This window comes from Paenibacillus sp. BJ-4 (assembly GCF_020404765.1).
In the GTDB taxonomy this organism is placed as follows: Bacteria; Bacillota; Bacilli; order Paenibacillales; family Paenibacillaceae; genus Paenibacillus.
The window spans coordinates 217071-232967 of record NZ_JAIVEM010000071.1; the positions used below are offsets into that span (position 1 = coordinate 217071).

At 37.0% G+C, this 15897-nt stretch carries 13 protein-coding genes and 2 pseudogenes; 3 read left to right on the forward strand and 12 right to left on the reverse strand.

Going from position 1 to position 15897, the window contains the following annotated elements; all coding sequences use genetic code 11:
* Nucleotides 1-58 precede the first annotated feature (58 nt).
* Together LCF57_RS12450 and LCF57_RS12455 are read left to right on the forward strand one after the other, a co-directional pair.
* Nucleotides 59-367, forward strand: coding sequence for a helix-turn-helix domain-containing protein (locus tag LCF57_RS12450; protein WP_226000965.1), 309 nt, complete (start codon nt 59-61; stop codon nt 365-367).
* 160 nt (nt 368-527) lie between these two features.
* Nucleotides 528-1010: a hypothetical protein gene (locus LCF57_RS12455; RefSeq protein ID WP_226000966.1), complete on the forward strand. Its 483-nt coding sequence runs from the start codon at nt 528-530 to the stop codon at nt 1008-1010.
* Nucleotides 1011-1313: 303 nt separating this feature from the next.
* Here LCF57_RS12455 and LCF57_RS12460 read toward each other — a convergent pair whose 3' ends face one another.
* From LCF57_RS12460 to LCF57_RS12485, 6 genes and pseudogenes are all read right to left on the reverse strand, one after another.
* The gene (locus tag LCF57_RS12460; RefSeq protein WP_226000967.1) at nt 1314-2060 is read right to left on the reverse strand and encodes a hypothetical protein; all 747 of its coding nucleotides are present in this window, start codon (nt 2058-2060) and stop codon (nt 1314-1316) included.
* 82 nt (nt 2061-2142) lie between these two features.
* Nucleotides 2143-3420, reverse strand: coding sequence for an SIR2 family NAD-dependent protein deacylase (locus tag LCF57_RS12465; protein WP_226000968.1), 1278 nt, complete (start codon nt 3418-3420; stop codon nt 2143-2145).
* 567 nt (nt 3421-3987) lie between these two features.
* Nucleotides 3988-4107, reverse strand: a pseudogene (locus LCF57_RS12470) (DUF1805 domain-containing protein); the annotation flags it as partial.
* Nucleotides 4108-4889: 782 nt separating this feature from the next.
* The gene (locus tag LCF57_RS12475; RefSeq protein ID WP_226000969.1) at nt 4890-5864 is read right to left on the reverse strand and encodes an alpha/beta hydrolase; all 975 of its coding nucleotides are present in this window, start codon (nt 5862-5864) and stop codon (nt 4890-4892) included.
* On the reverse strand, nt 5861-6490 hold the full coding sequence (locus tag LCF57_RS12480; RefSeq protein ID WP_226000970.1) for a TetR/AcrR family transcriptional regulator: 630 nt from the start codon (nt 6488-6490) through the stop codon (nt 5861-5863). Before LCF57_RS12480 ends, LCF57_RS12475 begins: the two co-directional genes overlap by 4 nt.
* 2111 nt (nt 6491-8601) lie before the next feature.
* A pseudogene (locus LCF57_RS12485) lies at nt 8602-8871 on the reverse strand (transcriptional regulator); the annotation flags it as partial.
* A 271-nt stretch (nt 8872-9142) separates the two neighbouring features.
* Here LCF57_RS12485 and LCF57_RS12490 point away from each other — a divergent pair.
* The gene (locus tag LCF57_RS12490) at nt 9143-9589 is read left to right on the forward strand and encodes a hypothetical protein (RefSeq protein WP_226000971.1); all 447 of its coding nucleotides are present in this window, start codon (nt 9143-9145) and stop codon (nt 9587-9589) included.
* A 49-nt stretch (nt 9590-9638) separates the two neighbouring features.
* Here LCF57_RS12490 and LCF57_RS12495 read toward each other — a convergent pair whose 3' ends face one another.
* From LCF57_RS12495 to LCF57_RS12520, 6 genes are all read right to left on the reverse strand, one after another.
* On the reverse strand, nt 9639-10259 hold the full coding sequence (locus tag LCF57_RS12495; RefSeq protein WP_226000972.1) for a hypothetical protein: 621 nt from the start codon (nt 10257-10259) through the stop codon (nt 9639-9641).
* A gap of 36 nt (nt 10260-10295) precedes the next feature.
* A complete protein-coding gene (locus LCF57_RS12500) occupies nt 10296-10865 on the reverse strand; it encodes a hypothetical protein (RefSeq protein WP_226000973.1) in 570 nt (189 codons plus the stop codon).
* A 567-nt stretch (nt 10866-11432) separates the two neighbouring features.
* Complete coding sequence (locus tag LCF57_RS12505; RefSeq protein ID WP_264083596.1) at nt 11433-12761, reverse strand: helix-turn-helix domain-containing protein; 1329 nt, start codon at nt 12759-12761, stop codon at nt 11433-11435.
* A gap of 220 nt (nt 12762-12981) precedes the next feature.
* Complete coding sequence (locus LCF57_RS12510; RefSeq protein WP_226000975.1) at nt 12982-13437, reverse strand: GNAT family N-acetyltransferase; 456 nt, start codon at nt 13435-13437, stop codon at nt 12982-12984.
* 159 nt (nt 13438-13596) lie between these two features.
* On the reverse strand, nt 13597-14271 hold the full coding sequence (locus tag LCF57_RS12515; protein ID WP_226000976.1) for a VOC family protein: 675 nt from the start codon (nt 14269-14271) through the stop codon (nt 13597-13599).
* A 371-nt stretch (nt 14272-14642) separates the two neighbouring features.
* Nucleotides 14643-15800 (reverse strand): MFS transporter, encoded by a 1158-nt coding sequence (locus LCF57_RS12520; protein WP_226000977.1) that lies wholly within the window; start codon nt 15798-15800, stop codon nt 14643-14645.
* Nucleotides 15801-15897 lie beyond the last annotated feature (97 nt).

Here is a 15897-nt window from a genome sequence, read left to right on the forward strand (position 1 = left end):
CTACTAATAGATAAAGTCAAAAGGTTTTTATCACTTCCCCGTTAAATTGTTCATCAAAGTGTTAGAGCCTGTTTTAGAAATAGATATTATTGAAAGGAACTATTTTGATATGATCAAGATAACACTAGGCGAGTCATTAAAAGAACTTGCATTAACACAAAATAAGTTTGCAGTAACATACGGTTTTCGTCCCAATACAATAAATGATTTTGTAAATGGAAACGTTAAAAGAGCAGATTTCGACACTTTAGATAAGATGGTTAATTCTCTAAACCACTACGCTAAAAAAATGAAGATTCAGTGTCACTTTACGTTGAGCGATGTTTTTATTCACGTCGACGAATCACAAGAAGAACCCAAAAACTAACCAAATTAAATAACTAAGTTCAGACAAAGCAAAGAGCCTAGATGATTGATTCTGTCTAGGCTTATTTGTCGTGTACACCGATTGGGCAAACACCATTCCTTTAACTTTGCATATAGTGCTTATGCCTAGATCATATTTTGGAAAGGTGGAGCTTTGAAAAATGCCAAGTACATTTGAAGACATGAAAAGAGAAATAGAAACTGGTTGGGATATAGTCTTGTGGTCAAAATCATACGGAATGGGCGAAGCAGCTAAATTAGCAGCATGTATCTATTTCGGATGCGCGGCAGCATATTTAGGTCAAGAACTCAAAGAACTAGCTGATAAAGTGGGGGAGGATTTGCTATCAAAAGCCTTACAAAACAAGGGGAAAATATTTGGAAGTGGCCAGTTTGAAGTATCTGCTGGAGACGCTTATTGGAGTGTATATCATAAGGTTTGGAATCCCTTTAAAAGAAGACATGAGAAAATAACCACTGAACGTTTCGTCAGACTCTATGTGAGAATGAGAAGAAAAGCAAGAACCGTCTGGGAACCTTCTTTTGCTGAAATGCTTGAAACATCAAGAGAATACTATGAGTTGCCTGAATACACGAGTGGAATGGTTTATCCACTTAATCCTGATGGTACAATAAATCCATAGATAGATAGAATAGGGAGGATATCATTCCTCCCTGAGCATTCGCTCATATCCAATTGCATGTAGAATGATTATTGCAACTTTAACTATTCTCCTATCCAAGTTAATGACCTCCTTTAGTTTTTAAATTTGAACAATAAGAATATAGATTAATAAAAACTCATAATTGACGATAAGTTTAAACCATCCGCTGTCGCACGATTCGGATACAAAAAATCCAGTCACCGTCAATATGAAGCAACTGGATGATGAAATTGGTGTTTTATAGAGACTTTTCTGAATGTTTATTATAATACATCTTTTTATCTATTTATAATATCCAATACTAAGTTCTTTTTGCATTTCATTCTTCAATTCTACCAGTAGACTAGATATCTTTTCATTGTTCTCTTTAATACTTTTCATGGGTTCTACTTTATCTTGACCCGGAACGTTTTGATCATAATAAGTGTGAAGATCCCAACATACCTGCCATAATAAATTTGAAAGCTCAGAACACAATTCATCAACGTTCTCTGATAAGTACAATTTTGAGTAAATCCACTCGTTATGAGCTTTCTTTTGTTGCTCATCCGCCATGTTTACACGAATTCTGTCCATGAGTTTAGAAAACTCATCGACTATTGAACTATTTTCATATCTGCTTTCCCATCTCTCTAAAAAATATTTTTTCCTTTCTTCTCCAACTTCTGACTCATCAAGTATTTTAGATATCTCAGAAGATGTATGATTTTTATAGTCTGGAACATGTCTCAAACCATACATACCACGAGCATAACCATCAGCCTCATGAAATAGGCGGTAAAGTGTTAAGTAAACCTCATGTTTTTTTACAGTATATAGATTAAAATCTTGGATTTTTCTTTGTATATCAAATTTATTGAATTCCATAATCGTTTGAAGTTCATGTTTGTGGGTTTCTAACTTTTTGTTAAATTTTTGATCTACGTATTTCTTAGACAAATATTTAGTCCCTGCCCATACAGTTGCAAGTATCAGAGGCACAGAAATAAAATAACTTCCCCAAACTACGGAAAAATCGATTATCATCATCTTCTGTTCCCTTCGAGTAAAATAGCCATTTTATCCGAACTCATAGTCGCTTAGAGCCATCTTTTATATCAAGCAACGTCTGTTATCTACAATTTATAAATTGTTCATATATTGTAAGTTCGGCTTCATTAAATTGATACATGTTATGTGAGAACAGACCTTCTTTAAGTCTCTGTTGTCTTTTTATCGGATGCTCTGCAACAGTAACACAATCTTTCCTCAATTTATCAATCCAACTAGAAATATATCTTTTTAATGGTTCAGTCAGAGAATTATAGTCTCCCGATCTATCTACCCAATGGCCAATATTCGATACAAAAGGAGCTGTTGGTTTCCATCCCCAATCATATACAAGCTCAATAGCTTTTGCTGCAATAAGAATATATGAAGATTCCTTGATTCCGTTCATTCCGATTATAATAAAATGGTTTTCTCCATATTTACTATTTGCGGATCTTTTGCATCCTGTCGTCATAAGTGCTGAATATACGAGCATTTTGTTTATATGCTTGTTTAACTTTAAATGCACCAATGCATAACTTAAAGTATTTGATTCCTTCTCATTCTCAACTTTTTTTGCAATTTCAATGAAAATATCTTTGACTCTGTCATCATAATCGTGGGGTATGATGGTTAAATCAAACACCTCTCGGAACGATCTAAGTGCAACATCAAAAGTATTCTCGCAAACCGTTTTTTCAAGAATTTCAAGTTCAAGCTTGCTGAGAACTTTTTGGGTTTCAGTGGATGTTGGATTGAAGAATTCGTCCATACTATTTTTATGTTTGATAAATCTTGTGTCTTCTGTTAATTTCCTAATAAATGTTTCAAATGCCACTTTGAAATTTTCACTATCTGGAATTTCTTTCATTGGGTCAATCAATACTATATTGTATTCATCGCAAATTTCTTGTAGCTCGTTACTATACTTATAAGCTACAAGATATGCTTTTGGGATACTTCCAAAAAAAGCCTTATTTAATTCTTCGAACATCAACCTAATATTAATATCTCTAAATCCGTAACCTATAAAGAGAATATTCTTTTCAATTAAGTCTGCGCGTAAACGAATGTTTAATGCGTTGCCTACATCTTGAATTCTATTTTGATAATCCTGTTCAGTAAATACAATTGAATTAGGGTGATTCAGATCTCCATGGAACTTAATATACAATTGCTCTGAAACTTTTATTTCGGCAAAATCAGGAAGATTAATGATCGATCTATATTTTTTACCGTACTTTTTATAACCAAGCTCCATGACGTTGTCTTGATTAGTCGTATAGATAACTGGAACTCCCATATTCATAACACTTAGATGAATATATCCCTGTTCATCATCAAACTCACCAATTTCCAACCTTTGTTCTAGTGCTCGATCCGAATTCTCCCCTACGTGGGAATCGACCTCTTGCCTCAATCAGTTGGTCAATCTGAAGACTGTCTAATTCAGCCAAGGTGTAGATGTATTCATTCTGTTTGGACAAAGTAATCCCTCATTTTCATATGAAATAAACCTTTAATAATAGGAACAATATACCATACAAAAGCACACTTGTTCGAGTATTTTTTGATGTTGAACTTTTCATACTGGCATAACCCTTATTTGCTCTCATGTTCGTTTTAAGGTCAGCATTTAAGTTCATGAATCCATCATTCTTCGAAAATCTGCTTATACATCCCCCATACCTTGCATCAACTCAAATAACCATTTGTTCTGACCTCACAGGAGTAAAATGCACAGTCACATGCTTGCCCCTCCCAAGAGGTCACAAATGCGGTCACAAAATTCAGTCATTTATAAGATTTTAATAGAATGAATCAGTACAGATCAGTAAATTGAAAATTGCTATGAAAGCTTGTCCCGTTTGACTTTACGGATTAGACAGCGAAAAATTTCACTGCCCCAAATTCGGTACATCTTAGACGCACCACACATGATGTAACCACTGGAGTTAGAGATAGTCAACAGCGTTGTTTTAGGCAGTTTGACCTCAACTCCGATAAATGTATGCTCACCCAATTGTACGGGTTCCATGTGTATCATGGTTATAACATGCACCTCCTCTTTGTTCATCCGGGATATCTTATGCAACATTTACGGGTGGGTGTAGACGTCCGTGGAGCCCTGTAAAATATTTGGGGCTTATTTATATACATCACGTATATGACGAATTGTAATATAAAGTGCGGCACTCGGCTAAAAATACATAAAAATAACCCATGGAAGGATCCGTGTAGAATAGAGTCATCACAACTACATTCACAAGTAGAATCCACCATGAGCTATTCACATCTTAGCTTCATTGAACGCTGCAAGTTAGAAATCCTTCACGGGCAAAGAAAGAGTTCAAGAGGACATCACCCAATAACTAGGAAAAGGTGCTGCTTCAATTCTTGTTTTCTTTGGACCGAGTAGGCAACACTTGCGTTGATCTGCAGAGCTCCTCCTCGGGAACAGTTGTGTTATTGTAATGCAACTTAACTATCTTCATCCTTAAAAATAGCTTCAAAGTCTTCATCTGTATAAGCTCTATTACTAGGTACACGATAACGCTGGGGAAGTCCATTATGATCTAATACATGATCAACAATCCCATCCCTATCCGAAACAACAAAAGAAATTTCACCATCACCTTAATAGTTCTTTGGCGTGATATTAGCCAAAACTAACCAAGCAGCACCCTCAACCCTGTAAAATTCCGGGGAAATTCTACGGACTTCTCAATGTCATCATGTATTATTCCGTATAACTTATATTTCTCTTGATAATCCTGAGCTATTTTTCTAGTTTGACACTCCTCACTAGTTGGCTCTCTTGGATTGAATTTATTTTCCTACATACTCATCCAAAAAGCGATCTACTCTTTGGAAATATTCAGTGGGGTAATGGTTGATGGCATCGATGTGCTCCGTATTTTGTGGGTACCACACTTCTGCACTTGGGTTATCTTTTAAGGACTCGTAAATAATTTCTGTATTTTTATAACTAATTTGCTGATCTCCAGTACCATGAATGAGCATAACTGGCTTGTCTTGCATCTTTTTTACCGCATCCATAGGAGATATGGAATCAAGATCAACCTTAAAGACCCAATTTGCCATCCATGTCGATGTATAACTGAATGGGAACGCAGGTAAACCTGAAAAGTAGGGCAAACCCTCTCTCAGAAATAGACCAGCATTACGAAAAGGACTATCCGCAATTACGGCTTTGATGTCATCACTTTCACTTGCGGCTAGCAAAGAAGTAGCAGCACCCATTGAAAAGCCGATAACTCCAATGTTATCACCCGTATGGTCTCTGGATTTTAAATAGCTTACAGCTCCTAGCAAATCGTATTTTTCATTGAGGCCCAGTGTAATCAAATCACCATCGGATTTACCTTGCGAGCTGAGGTCAAATGCCAATACATTGTAGCCTTTCGGAACGAAATGCTCTACTAACTTTTGGGTCCGCCCTTTGACTAAACGATTGCTCGTATATCCATGGACGACAACAATCGTCTTATTACTTGATTCACCAGAAAGACCACTTGCAGGAAAGAAGGAACCTCTAATCGTATTATCATTTTTCAAACTCTTGAACTCGACCTCTTCGTAGGGAGTTTTATCGATATTCAATTCGTAGCTGACATTAGTGTCTCTAGGATGGTGCAACAAGGTGTCTACTACTTTATAAGATATAAAAAATACAAGAGCCATCACAAGCAAAAGCACGATCCCTAGGCTCCATAAAATTTTCTTCCGTTTTTTCACACGAACGTTAAATGTCAGATCGGGTTGTAATGATGTTTGACTCATTCAGACTCCTCCAGTTTTTCTTTAGGTTGTATGGGTGCGAACAAATAAAAGGCATGCCCCTTCAGATTTTCCCACTCGGGATGATGAATAATACTTTCTCCAAGAGTTAAGCCCACTCCATTTAAGAAAGAGATATAGGCACGAGAGATCATTGCCGGAGAAAAGCTTTTGTTGAATTCCCCCATTAACTGTCCCTTGGCATAGACGGATTCGATCGCATCTGTCATTACCTTTATACTTTCAAGGACCTTCTGTGTAAGTTCAGGGAATCTTATTCGTTGTCCTAAGACAGATTGAACAAGCCGCAATTCATTTGTATAGAAGTAGATATGGTTGAATTGTTCTGCCACCATGTTCTTAATCAATACGCCCGGCGTCCCCTCTTGTTGTAGACAAGCAAGCGATTTCACCTGAATATCAGCAAGCGGCTCAAGGACAGCGGCATAGTATAAAGCTTCTTTGCTAGGGAAATATTGAAAAATGGTTCCAGGAGTCACTCCCACACTCTGCGCAATGATAGCCGTTGTGGTATTAGAATATCCACTTTCTGCGAACAGGACAACAGCTTCTTTTAGGATACGATTACGCCGCTCCAGTCTTTTTTCTTCATTGATGGGTCTTGCCAAATGTATTCCCCTCTCTTTAAACTAAACTTTTATTAATTAAATGATTGGTTATTTAATTAATAATATATCTTAAATTACGACTTATAGCAAGAGTGAATTTATTTATCTTACTTACGAACATCTCACCAATGACAAGTTGACTTAAGCCACACTACGAATACCCAACAGATAAGAAAATAGGTTTATTTTCTCGTCTCGGCTATATCAAATGCTTTCTTCACTCCACGGAAACCAGTTTACTGGGTTAATTAGGTAATCATGCTTTTTAAATATTTCAATATATATCAAATTAGCCAACCATTTTTACAGTCATCATTCTTTCTTATGTGAAAGTTTATTTTAACTCTGCTCTGGAAAACAACTCATGTAAATAATTTTCCCCTTCTTGTATATGAAACTCCTTATCCAATGAACCTATAATATTTAGTAATAAAAAACGCCTATTCCTAGGCGCTTAGATTCATATCAAAGGGGGTTAATTTTGACCCTCCTTGGCTCTATGTCACATTCCTTCTAATTTTGCCTTCCTCTTTGTAACATTTGCCTCACATAGACATGGCAAAGAGCCTCCACCAATTTTTTAGCCCTATTTGTATTGAACACCATTCTACGTTTAGTGGATCAGGAAGGAAAAGGAGTAAAATTCCTGATTATAAGAAGCTCTCTTTTCCTTATGCTTTCGACAAACTGTCATAAGCCTTGATGTGACTGGATTTAACGCAATGTTAATGTTGAACGCTGTCTACATTTTTAGGTGTCACTTGGTGACATAATTACAAGCAGCTTTCACACTACTGTAATTGCTCGTTCCACTTTCTTTTTAAGAGAAGTATTCACTGCAATTTTTGCAGCAGCAGGTTCAGTGTACGTACTTACACGAATTGCATTGTTTGTATCAACCTAATAGCCTAGAGTTTTTAGGGATTTTATCCATAGGGATCATGATCAAAAATCGGGTAAGATGATTATATCATTATTCCTTTTTCTTGATTTAAAATAGTATAATTAACATAATATCAATAAACATCCTTTTCAAAGATTTTAGGATCACTATATTTTTTATAGACTTATCTTGCATTACTTTGACTGGCTTCATAGTACAAAAAATCTCTTTTTCCAAAAACATTATTGGAGGCTAACAAATGAGTAAATTTGAAAAAAATCTAATTAAGTATTTGTCTTACGGTTTTTTTGTAGGAATATATTATTCCTTTATTAAAGGGCCAACAACAACGAGTTCTTCGGTCAACGGTATGTTTGAATTTTATACGGTACCCACTTCTACTTTTATTTTCAGAACATTATCAACTTCGTTTCTACTAAGTCTCATTGCTGGAGTGGTGTATACAATTATTTTTTTATCTATAAGAGGAAATAAGTAGATTTTACCTGAATAATTTCAAAGCAAAAGGAGCCGTCCTAATCTGAACGACTCCTTTTCTTAATTGACGGTTCGACAGCAAATATCACGTCATTGGTTGTGCCACTTTAAGCTTGCTCCAACAAAGGAGATAGTTATGAGAAAACATGGAATTGCAATATTTGTAGTAATGATATTTGCAAGCATTTGGATGCTTAATAGTTACACTAAAAGCCATACTCAAAACGAAGTATTCAATTATCTTGTAAAATTCAAGGATACAAACCATCTGAAATTTATTCAGTTGAAACTCAAATAGGTAAAGCTCCCTTAGTTAGTACTCAAGTTATATTCAAGGACGAAACCAATGCAAGGTATTTTTATAAAAAAAGAACAGGGTAAAATTATTCAGTATAGCCAAGCCCCCATTAAAGGAGTAGATGATGGGGCGTATAATTATAAACATAAAGAAAAGAAATAAAATGATCGTCTAGAAACCAAAATCGGCTTTGAAGGATTATAACGGAAATATATCGCACCGTCACATGCTTGTCCTCCTCCAAGAGGTCACAAAAATTCAGTCATTTATAAGATTTTAATAGAATGAATCAGTACAGATCAGTAAATTGAAAATTGCTACGAAAGCTTGTCCCGCTTGACTTTAAGACTCAAACAGCGAAAAATTTTACTGCCCTAAATTCGATACATCTTAGACGCACCACACATGATGTAACCACGAGAGTTGGAGATAGTTAACAGCGTCTTTGTAAATATTCTCGGCTACTTCAAAGAGTAACGGAGGATAAATAAGGTTATCCAACAATAGAAATACAACTCGCTGCAAGCAATCCAGTCGGTTAAGCTCCGCGCATCGATACAAAAAAGGGCTAATTCTTCGCCAGTTCAGCGGTTCTTCTATGATGCACTCTTCAATGTAACGTTCATAAAAATAGTCTGGTGGTAATTCCATCCCGCCAGTAATGCGATCCAATTGGTTAACGGATAAAACACGATTTCTAATTCTGCTCTAATCGTAAGTGTGATTTCCATGAATAAACCACCCTTTCAACATAGACTCGGCATTTGATGCATAGTTAAATAAACTATACCATCTTTTGGAACAAGGTCATATACTTTGCAGTTATTTACCTTAGATACCTTTTTGAATTATTTACATATATTTCTGAATTAAGGGTATCATCATGTAGCCAAGCGATCAAACTGAAACATTTTCCCAATACAGATCGTCTATAAAGCAAATAGATAAAGTTAAGAAAGGGGGAACTCTTATTATGTGGAAGAGTAGAATCTTATTTTTGGCAATCGTGCTGTTGTTCATAACCACTTGGAGCTCTAACGCAGCAAAAGAAGCTATTGCTCAAAGTGCGAAGGAGCAGGAGAGCATAATCGTTTATACACTACAAAAAGACACAACTTTGCCACAGCTAACTAAAGAAGATGTACTTGCTACATTCAAGGATAAAGCTGACATTAAGATTTTTAACAATGCAATTCATACATCAGAAAAAATATCAGGTATAGTGAATACGGCTTCTCCAAATTACGAGGTTGCTTTCCAAAAGGATGGAACTGAAAAGTCTTATTATTTATGGATTAACCCTAACGATCCAACCAGCAATGCTATGTATATAAATAAGGATGATCCCCATACTGCATACAAATTATCAGTCAACTCCACAAATTCGATAAAAAAATTACTCATGAAAACCAAAGATTAACTAAAAAGACCTGTTCTTTGGATTTCAAAGGACAGGTCTTTTTTGGATTTTATTTTAACCCGTATTTTTCCAACACGAATTCTCTAAATTGTTCATTTGAGTCTTGTTTTTCCGCCGAAGAATTAGGAGATTGAGATGTAGGTTCTATGGCAAACTTTCCAAGATCCATATTTATTACGCTATACTGTCCTTGTGTATTTTTTTTGAGAAAAATAATACTTTTTTCATTTTGCTTTAATTCAGTATAATCCTCAAAAGCTATTTTTTTCTTGCCTCCAGCGTCATCAATATAAGAAATCGGTTCCACGATAGACAAAGGCTCATCTAGGTTTAATGAAGACCCTTCGGGTGATTTAATCACTTTATCAATTTTTATATTCGTAAGCGTATAAAAGTCTTGTAGAGTACCATCATCAAAGCTTGTAACGATATGTTGTCGATCATCAAACCCTTGTAAAGGAGTCCCTATCACAATAAGCTCTGCATTTGAGTCCAATTCGCTTACCGTTTTGTAATCAATATAAGAAGCTTCCAATGAGATTTTTGGCGTATTCAGTTCTGAAAGTTTTGGAGCAGCATTCGTAGATGTAAAAAAAAGACTCCCTGAAGCAATTAATCCTCCTATCGCTAATACAGAAATACCCAATTTTATTTTTTTATTAAAAGTCATAACAATACCCCTTTCCCAAAATAGTGTTTACGCTCATCAGTTTCCCCACTTAGTAATTAAGGATTGCTTGTCATAGGGTTGAACACCGATAGACTGAATACCTTGTTTCATAACAGAACTACTAGAGGTTGATGGATGCGCTTGAGATAACGTATGACCGATCTCATGAGTTGCGTTGGAGGTTTTTTGCACGGAATTCATACCGTAAGCCTGCATCTGGTTATGATAAATCACCACCGTGGCATATGCCCATTTATCGCTTACACCCGCTACACCACCAGATGTTTTATACGGAGTTGTCAATCCCAATAAACCAGAAGTAGCCGTAGAACCGACATAATATCTGTCCGGGCTCCCACTCGCCGATGTCGTTTTGCTAATGTTTACCGAACCAGATGCAGCGTTCCAATCAGAACGGGCGGTATCATAGGCACCCGTATAGCCATTCGTAGAAACAGAGGAATCATAATAGGCATTAAAATTGGCTGAGCTTCTCCCTCCGGTAAAGCTAGTTGCAAAAGAAGTTGAACTAATAGAAATCACGGCAATAGATAATATTCCGACCATAGAAAAAAATTTTTTCTTGGAAGCTAATAGTTTTTTCAAGGTTACCACCCCTTTTAGGAAATTTGTAAATCTTATAATCCATCCTGACCAAACAGAAAATTGCTATAATCATTGTCTGTAATCATTGTCTGTAATCATTGTCCGTATTTTGATACCCGCTAAGTTCAAACGCATTCACCAGCTTAAAGAGGCCAACAGAGACATTGCAGGTTTCGTTTTGTTCTCAACGACTCCTCCTTTTCATTGGGAATATCCCCCTATCAATATACCGACTATTTTGTTTATGATCTACATTAAAAACAATATATTCCATAATACGACACGGATTTAGTTCTTTATTCCTACACTTGCCCTATGTATTCCCGGCAGCCTTATGGTGCATGTACAGGAAAACAAACGGTATAAAAAAAGGCTAGACGGATAATTCCATCTAGCTCCTTGATAATAGTTGATTTTCTATGTTCTACTTTGATATTGAGCTTGAGACCATTTTATTCTCACATTCCTCCGTGTTGTCCAGTCGGCTCGTAAGTCGATCCTTTGTCTTGAAGAGGGGGAATTACTACTACTAGTATAAAACTAGTAACTAAAAAAAATAGAATTATTTTACGTTTCATCTTTATCCACCTCATTTATCAAATTTCTATAAGCTGTCTTCGTGTCTGTTGATGCATACTCCTGATAAGACTCATACAGCCTCATGCATTTAATTATATACGACTTATTATTTATTAATGTAGATTTTTCCAAGCAATTTAACAAAAAAGTAAATCCATCCGCAAAATTACTTTTGTTAAAATAGTAAACCGCTAATTCACATGTGAAATGAACATAACGTTCTATAATGAAATGTTGATTATACACACCTACACACTCAGGTTTATCCAGCAAAGCTAAAATTTCCGTTTCAAATTGCTTTAGAATATTATCAACATTTAAATGATGTCGATTAGCAGCTTCAATTACGTTATCTAATCCGGGAAGCGTCTCTTCTTTCCTTGAAGAAAAAAATGCTACATAATCAGCCAATACACCAACTTCACCAGCATGAAGTTTATTTACATAAGTGTTGGCTTCAGACCATTCTTTATATCTCTTTTTCCATTCCAAGGTGATTTCATCGGTTTCCTTCACCCAACTTAAGTCAGCATATGTGTACGTATGTTGTAGTGCCTTCTCATAATCTTTATGAGCTTCACAAACTTCAGCACGAAGCAGATGGGAAAACGCCCAGTACGCAAACGATGGAGAAACAGGTTTCTTCAAGTTCTCTTTTTTCACATCATGATCTTGCTCCAGTTTGTATTGTATTTTAGCCTTATCTCCTAGAGCTTTAGCGAATAGTTCTACTTTGTCCCATTTTCGTAACGAACGATATGTATTCGCCAAATCTTTTAACGCCTCTAGCTGATCTATCTCATCTAACCGTTCAACATATATTTCAAATTGAACTGCTGCTTCATAGTTTTTCTCTTGGTTGTCTCCTTGCCTCGTTTGGAACAAACGATACTGACACATAGCCAAACGTTCAGAGTATTGTTTCTTTTCACTTACAGCCACATTTTCATAAAGTATGGCTGCTGCCTGATACATCTTTTCATGAAATAGTTCTTCCGCAAGCTCAAATAAGGATTCTGAATAACCCAGTTTATCCATCAATAAATTTACAACTTCATGAATACAATCCAGTTTATTTAATCTCGCACAATTATGTAGGAAAGGACTCATTCGACGCCAATTTGGATTAGCCTCTGCTAAATATTCAGACACATAACGTTCGTAGTAATAGCCGACAGGATGCCCCATCGCTTTTGTAATTCGATCTAGCTGATCCACTGACAGAGTGCGATTCCCATTAATAATACTGCTCATGGTACCCGGATTCATTCCTGCTTCTCGGGCCAGGTCGCTTAGTATTAAATCATGATCTTTCATATGCTTCATTATCTCGGTGAGTATCGTGGTTGAATTGTACAAAATAACCACCCCTTATCAGGAACTTGTTAGGACATCAACTCATTAAAAAAGGACTATTGCAATCCGATGATTGTATAGCCCTTCCGCAATTCATTGTACCATCATTTGGAACATCATCATATACCTTTCAGAACCTTACTTAAGCTCCCTTTTTGGATGGTTTACATAGAAATTGGCTTTATAAATCTTGAGACATACGGATCATATCTCTACACTGTATACCATTCTCATAAATTTCCTCTGGGTAATTGTGTCTGATAAAGAAATCTAGATCTACACCGACAATTCTAAAACCACATTTTTGATAGAGGGCTAACTGCCCAATGCTAGAGTTTCCTGTACCAATTTCTATCGTTTTATAACCTTGAGTTCTAGCTGTTTCAATTGCATGTGTCACTAATTGTCTGCCTATTCCTTTACCATGCATTACTTCTAATACTGCTATATTTACTAGCTCAACTGTTTCAGGTCTTGTAGGTAAAAGAACATAGACTCCAACAATATGATGGTCAATCTCTGCTACAAAACAATCCCCTTTTTTTGAATATTCCTCAACAAGTTGGCGAGAAGGATCAGCTAGTAACAAAAGCTCTATCGGATATTTTTCATTTGAATTAAGCAGTCTAATATTCATTTATTCTCTCCTGAATATATTATGGTCCCCGGATTTCCGCCTTATCGTAGGCTTTATTCCAGAAATCCGAGGGTGGTGGCGATGGGAAGCACTATCCGTCTGCGCAGTGCACTATATGAAACTCTTAAGTTCAGCTTATATACATTACGAAGCCCTAACTCAGGTTGATCTCAATTCATACAAACCATTATGAAGTGAAAGACTGGCAGAACGTGGTCCTTCAAACAAGACGCTGGTGCTGGAAACAGTCGGAATCCGATCATCAGGAAACCAAGGCCGCTGCTTGTCTATGACGATAAATGATCCTTCCACATCCCCCAGCGGTGCGAACTTCTGTCCAGCCCCTCCCCATGAATCAAGTTGGAACGTTCCTGTGATTATTCTAGATACTTCGGAGACGTCATCGACCGGAAGACCAATCTCGCTTATACGAAGTAGCGAGTTAGGCCCGAAAGCTTCAGTGACTGCGTTGTCGAGTGTATGGTGAGCGATGAATTCGACGAGGTTGTAATCTGGATCATAGAAGTAGAGTGCTGTCGCATTCCAGTTTTCGAAAAAAAACTCATCTTCTCCGGTTCTTGAAATCAATGAAATCCCCCGGTCGATTACCCACTGTTTTGCTTCTATGAATTTATTCGTTGGAATCGTAACCGCAATATGATAAAACTCATTTTCCATGTGGGAGGATTCCTGAAAAGCAAGAACCGATTCCCCTACTTGAAACGATAGCCGCGAAGGGCTTTCCTCCACAACCTGCAAATCCAAGAGAGAGCCGTAAAAAGCTTTTATCGCTTCGAAACTGTGGGTGCCTAAAAGCACTTCTTTTAATTTCAATACATTTGTCCTCCCCAGAAATAATTTAATTTCCTTCTCAGTTCATATTCAAATCAGCATTTCGTCTCGGGCTGTATAAGATGAACGCAGTTGTTAGTGATCAGCCTCTAAATCGCTCCAAAGCTTGGCATTTATCAAATATTCATCAGATTCCTTCAATAATTGATGCATTCTTAAATTGATGATCACATCCTTGATGATCACCGAAGACGCTTAATCAGGGAAATCACTCCCCAGATGAACAACGTCAAGATCACGCCAGCGACTAAGATTGTAATAAAGATTGAAGTCCAATTTAATTGCATTCACATCACCCCATGCATCATTTTATGGTCATAATGTAGAGTGCTCTTCTAATGTCTCTCCATATTTTAACGCACGTTAACTTCCTCTGCATTCGAATTGAACATTTTTATTTTTATGATAATGGATAAGAAAGCTAGTAATGCAAACATCATTCCGCTCCAGATGAGCTGGTGTATTCCCAAGTGAGAAATAAACCACCCACCCAGAGCAGTCCCTACCGTAATACCAAGATTAGAAAATGAGACAAACAGGCTGTTACCGAACTCTGGAGCTTCTTTCGCTTCTGTGGTTAACCATGTTTGACTAATAATAAGCCGCCCGGAATGCACGGCCCCCCAAATGAGCACAACCACAATCATCGGTAGGAAAGAAGCACCCAGAGCATAAGTGAATACGTAAATGACCATATATAGCAAAGGGAACATGATGACGGTCTTTGTCAAATCTTTATGTAACAATCCTCCAAATAAAAAGTTTCCAAAAATCATGATGATTCCAAAAACCATCAACATGATACTGATCCATGACCCGTTCATTAGGGTTACTTGTCCAAGATATTCAGCAAAGAAGCTATACACCGAAAACATAGCTGCAAAGATAAAAATAACAGACATAATGTTGAACCACAATTGAGGTTTACGTAGTATACCAAGCTGTTTTCCATAAGACATCTTTTCCTGAACAGGCAGGGAAGGAAGCCAAACGAGGATTCCTACAAATGCAATCATGCTTACGACAGCTCCAAACAAAAAAGCAGCCTGTAACGATATCTTTTCAGCAAGATAAGAAGTCAAAGGCACGCCAAAAGCAAATCCTACCGTAATTCCAGCGAAAACCTTGGTGACGGCTTTACTGCTCTTTTCAGGGGGAACAAGATTAGATGCGGTTACGAGGGCAACCGAAAAAAAGACAGGATGAAAAATAGCAGGGAGAACACGAAAAATAAGCATTACCTCAAAATGAGTGGTATAGGCATAGACTATATTGGAAATGACAAAACAGAATACAGCGGTTAATAGAATGACTTTACGATTCATGCCAGAAACGAGTAAGGTCAAAAACGGACCTGAAATGGCAACAACGAAAGAAAATATACTGACGAGCCAGCCGGCCTGGGAAGTTGATACATTAAATTTTTGAGTTACTTGGGGGAGAACGCCTATCATCCCCATTTCCGTTGTAATAATGCCAAATACGCCTAAAGCTAGAATGATAATGGTCATACCCCTGTCAAGTAGACAAGTGAAAAAAGGCTAAGCAGCCAGCGCGTGCCGGTACTCAATCGGCGCGCGCTGTTTGAGTTTGGCCTGAAATCGTTGG

What these genes read in the sequence shown, in the direction of transcription:
- LCF57_RS12460 (WP_226000967.1), bottom strand. Translation starts at nt 2,060, where the DNA reads ATGATGATAATCGATTTTTCCGTAGTTTGGGGAAGTTATTTTATTTCT.
- LCF57_RS12510 (WP_226000975.1), bottom strand. Translation starts at nt 13,437, where the DNA reads ATGAATATTAGACTGCTTAATTCAAATGAAAAATATCCGATAGAGCTT.
- LCF57_RS12520 (WP_226000977.1), bottom strand. Translation starts at nt 15,800, where the DNA reads ATGACCATTATCATTCTAGCTTTAGGCGTATTTGGCATTATTACAACG.
- LCF57_RS12475 (WP_226000969.1), bottom strand. Translation starts at nt 5,864, where the DNA reads ATGAGTCAAACATCATTACAACCCGATCTGACATTTAACGTTCGTGTG.
- LCF57_RS12455 (WP_226000966.1), top strand. Translation starts at nt 528, where the DNA reads ATGCCAAGTACATTTGAAGACATGAAAAGAGAAATAGAAACTGGTTGG.
- LCF57_RS12505 (WP_264083596.1), bottom strand. Translation starts at nt 12,761, where the DNA reads ATGAAAGATCATGATTTAATACTAAGCGACCTGGCCCGAGAAGCAGGA.
- LCF57_RS12495 (WP_226000972.1), bottom strand. Translation starts at nt 10,259, where the DNA reads ATGACTTTTAATAAAAAAATAAAATTGGGTATTTCTGTATTAGCGATA.
- LCF57_RS12490 (WP_226000971.1), top strand. Translation starts at nt 9,143, where the DNA reads ATGTGGAAGAGTAGAATCTTATTTTTGGCAATCGTGCTGTTGTTCATA.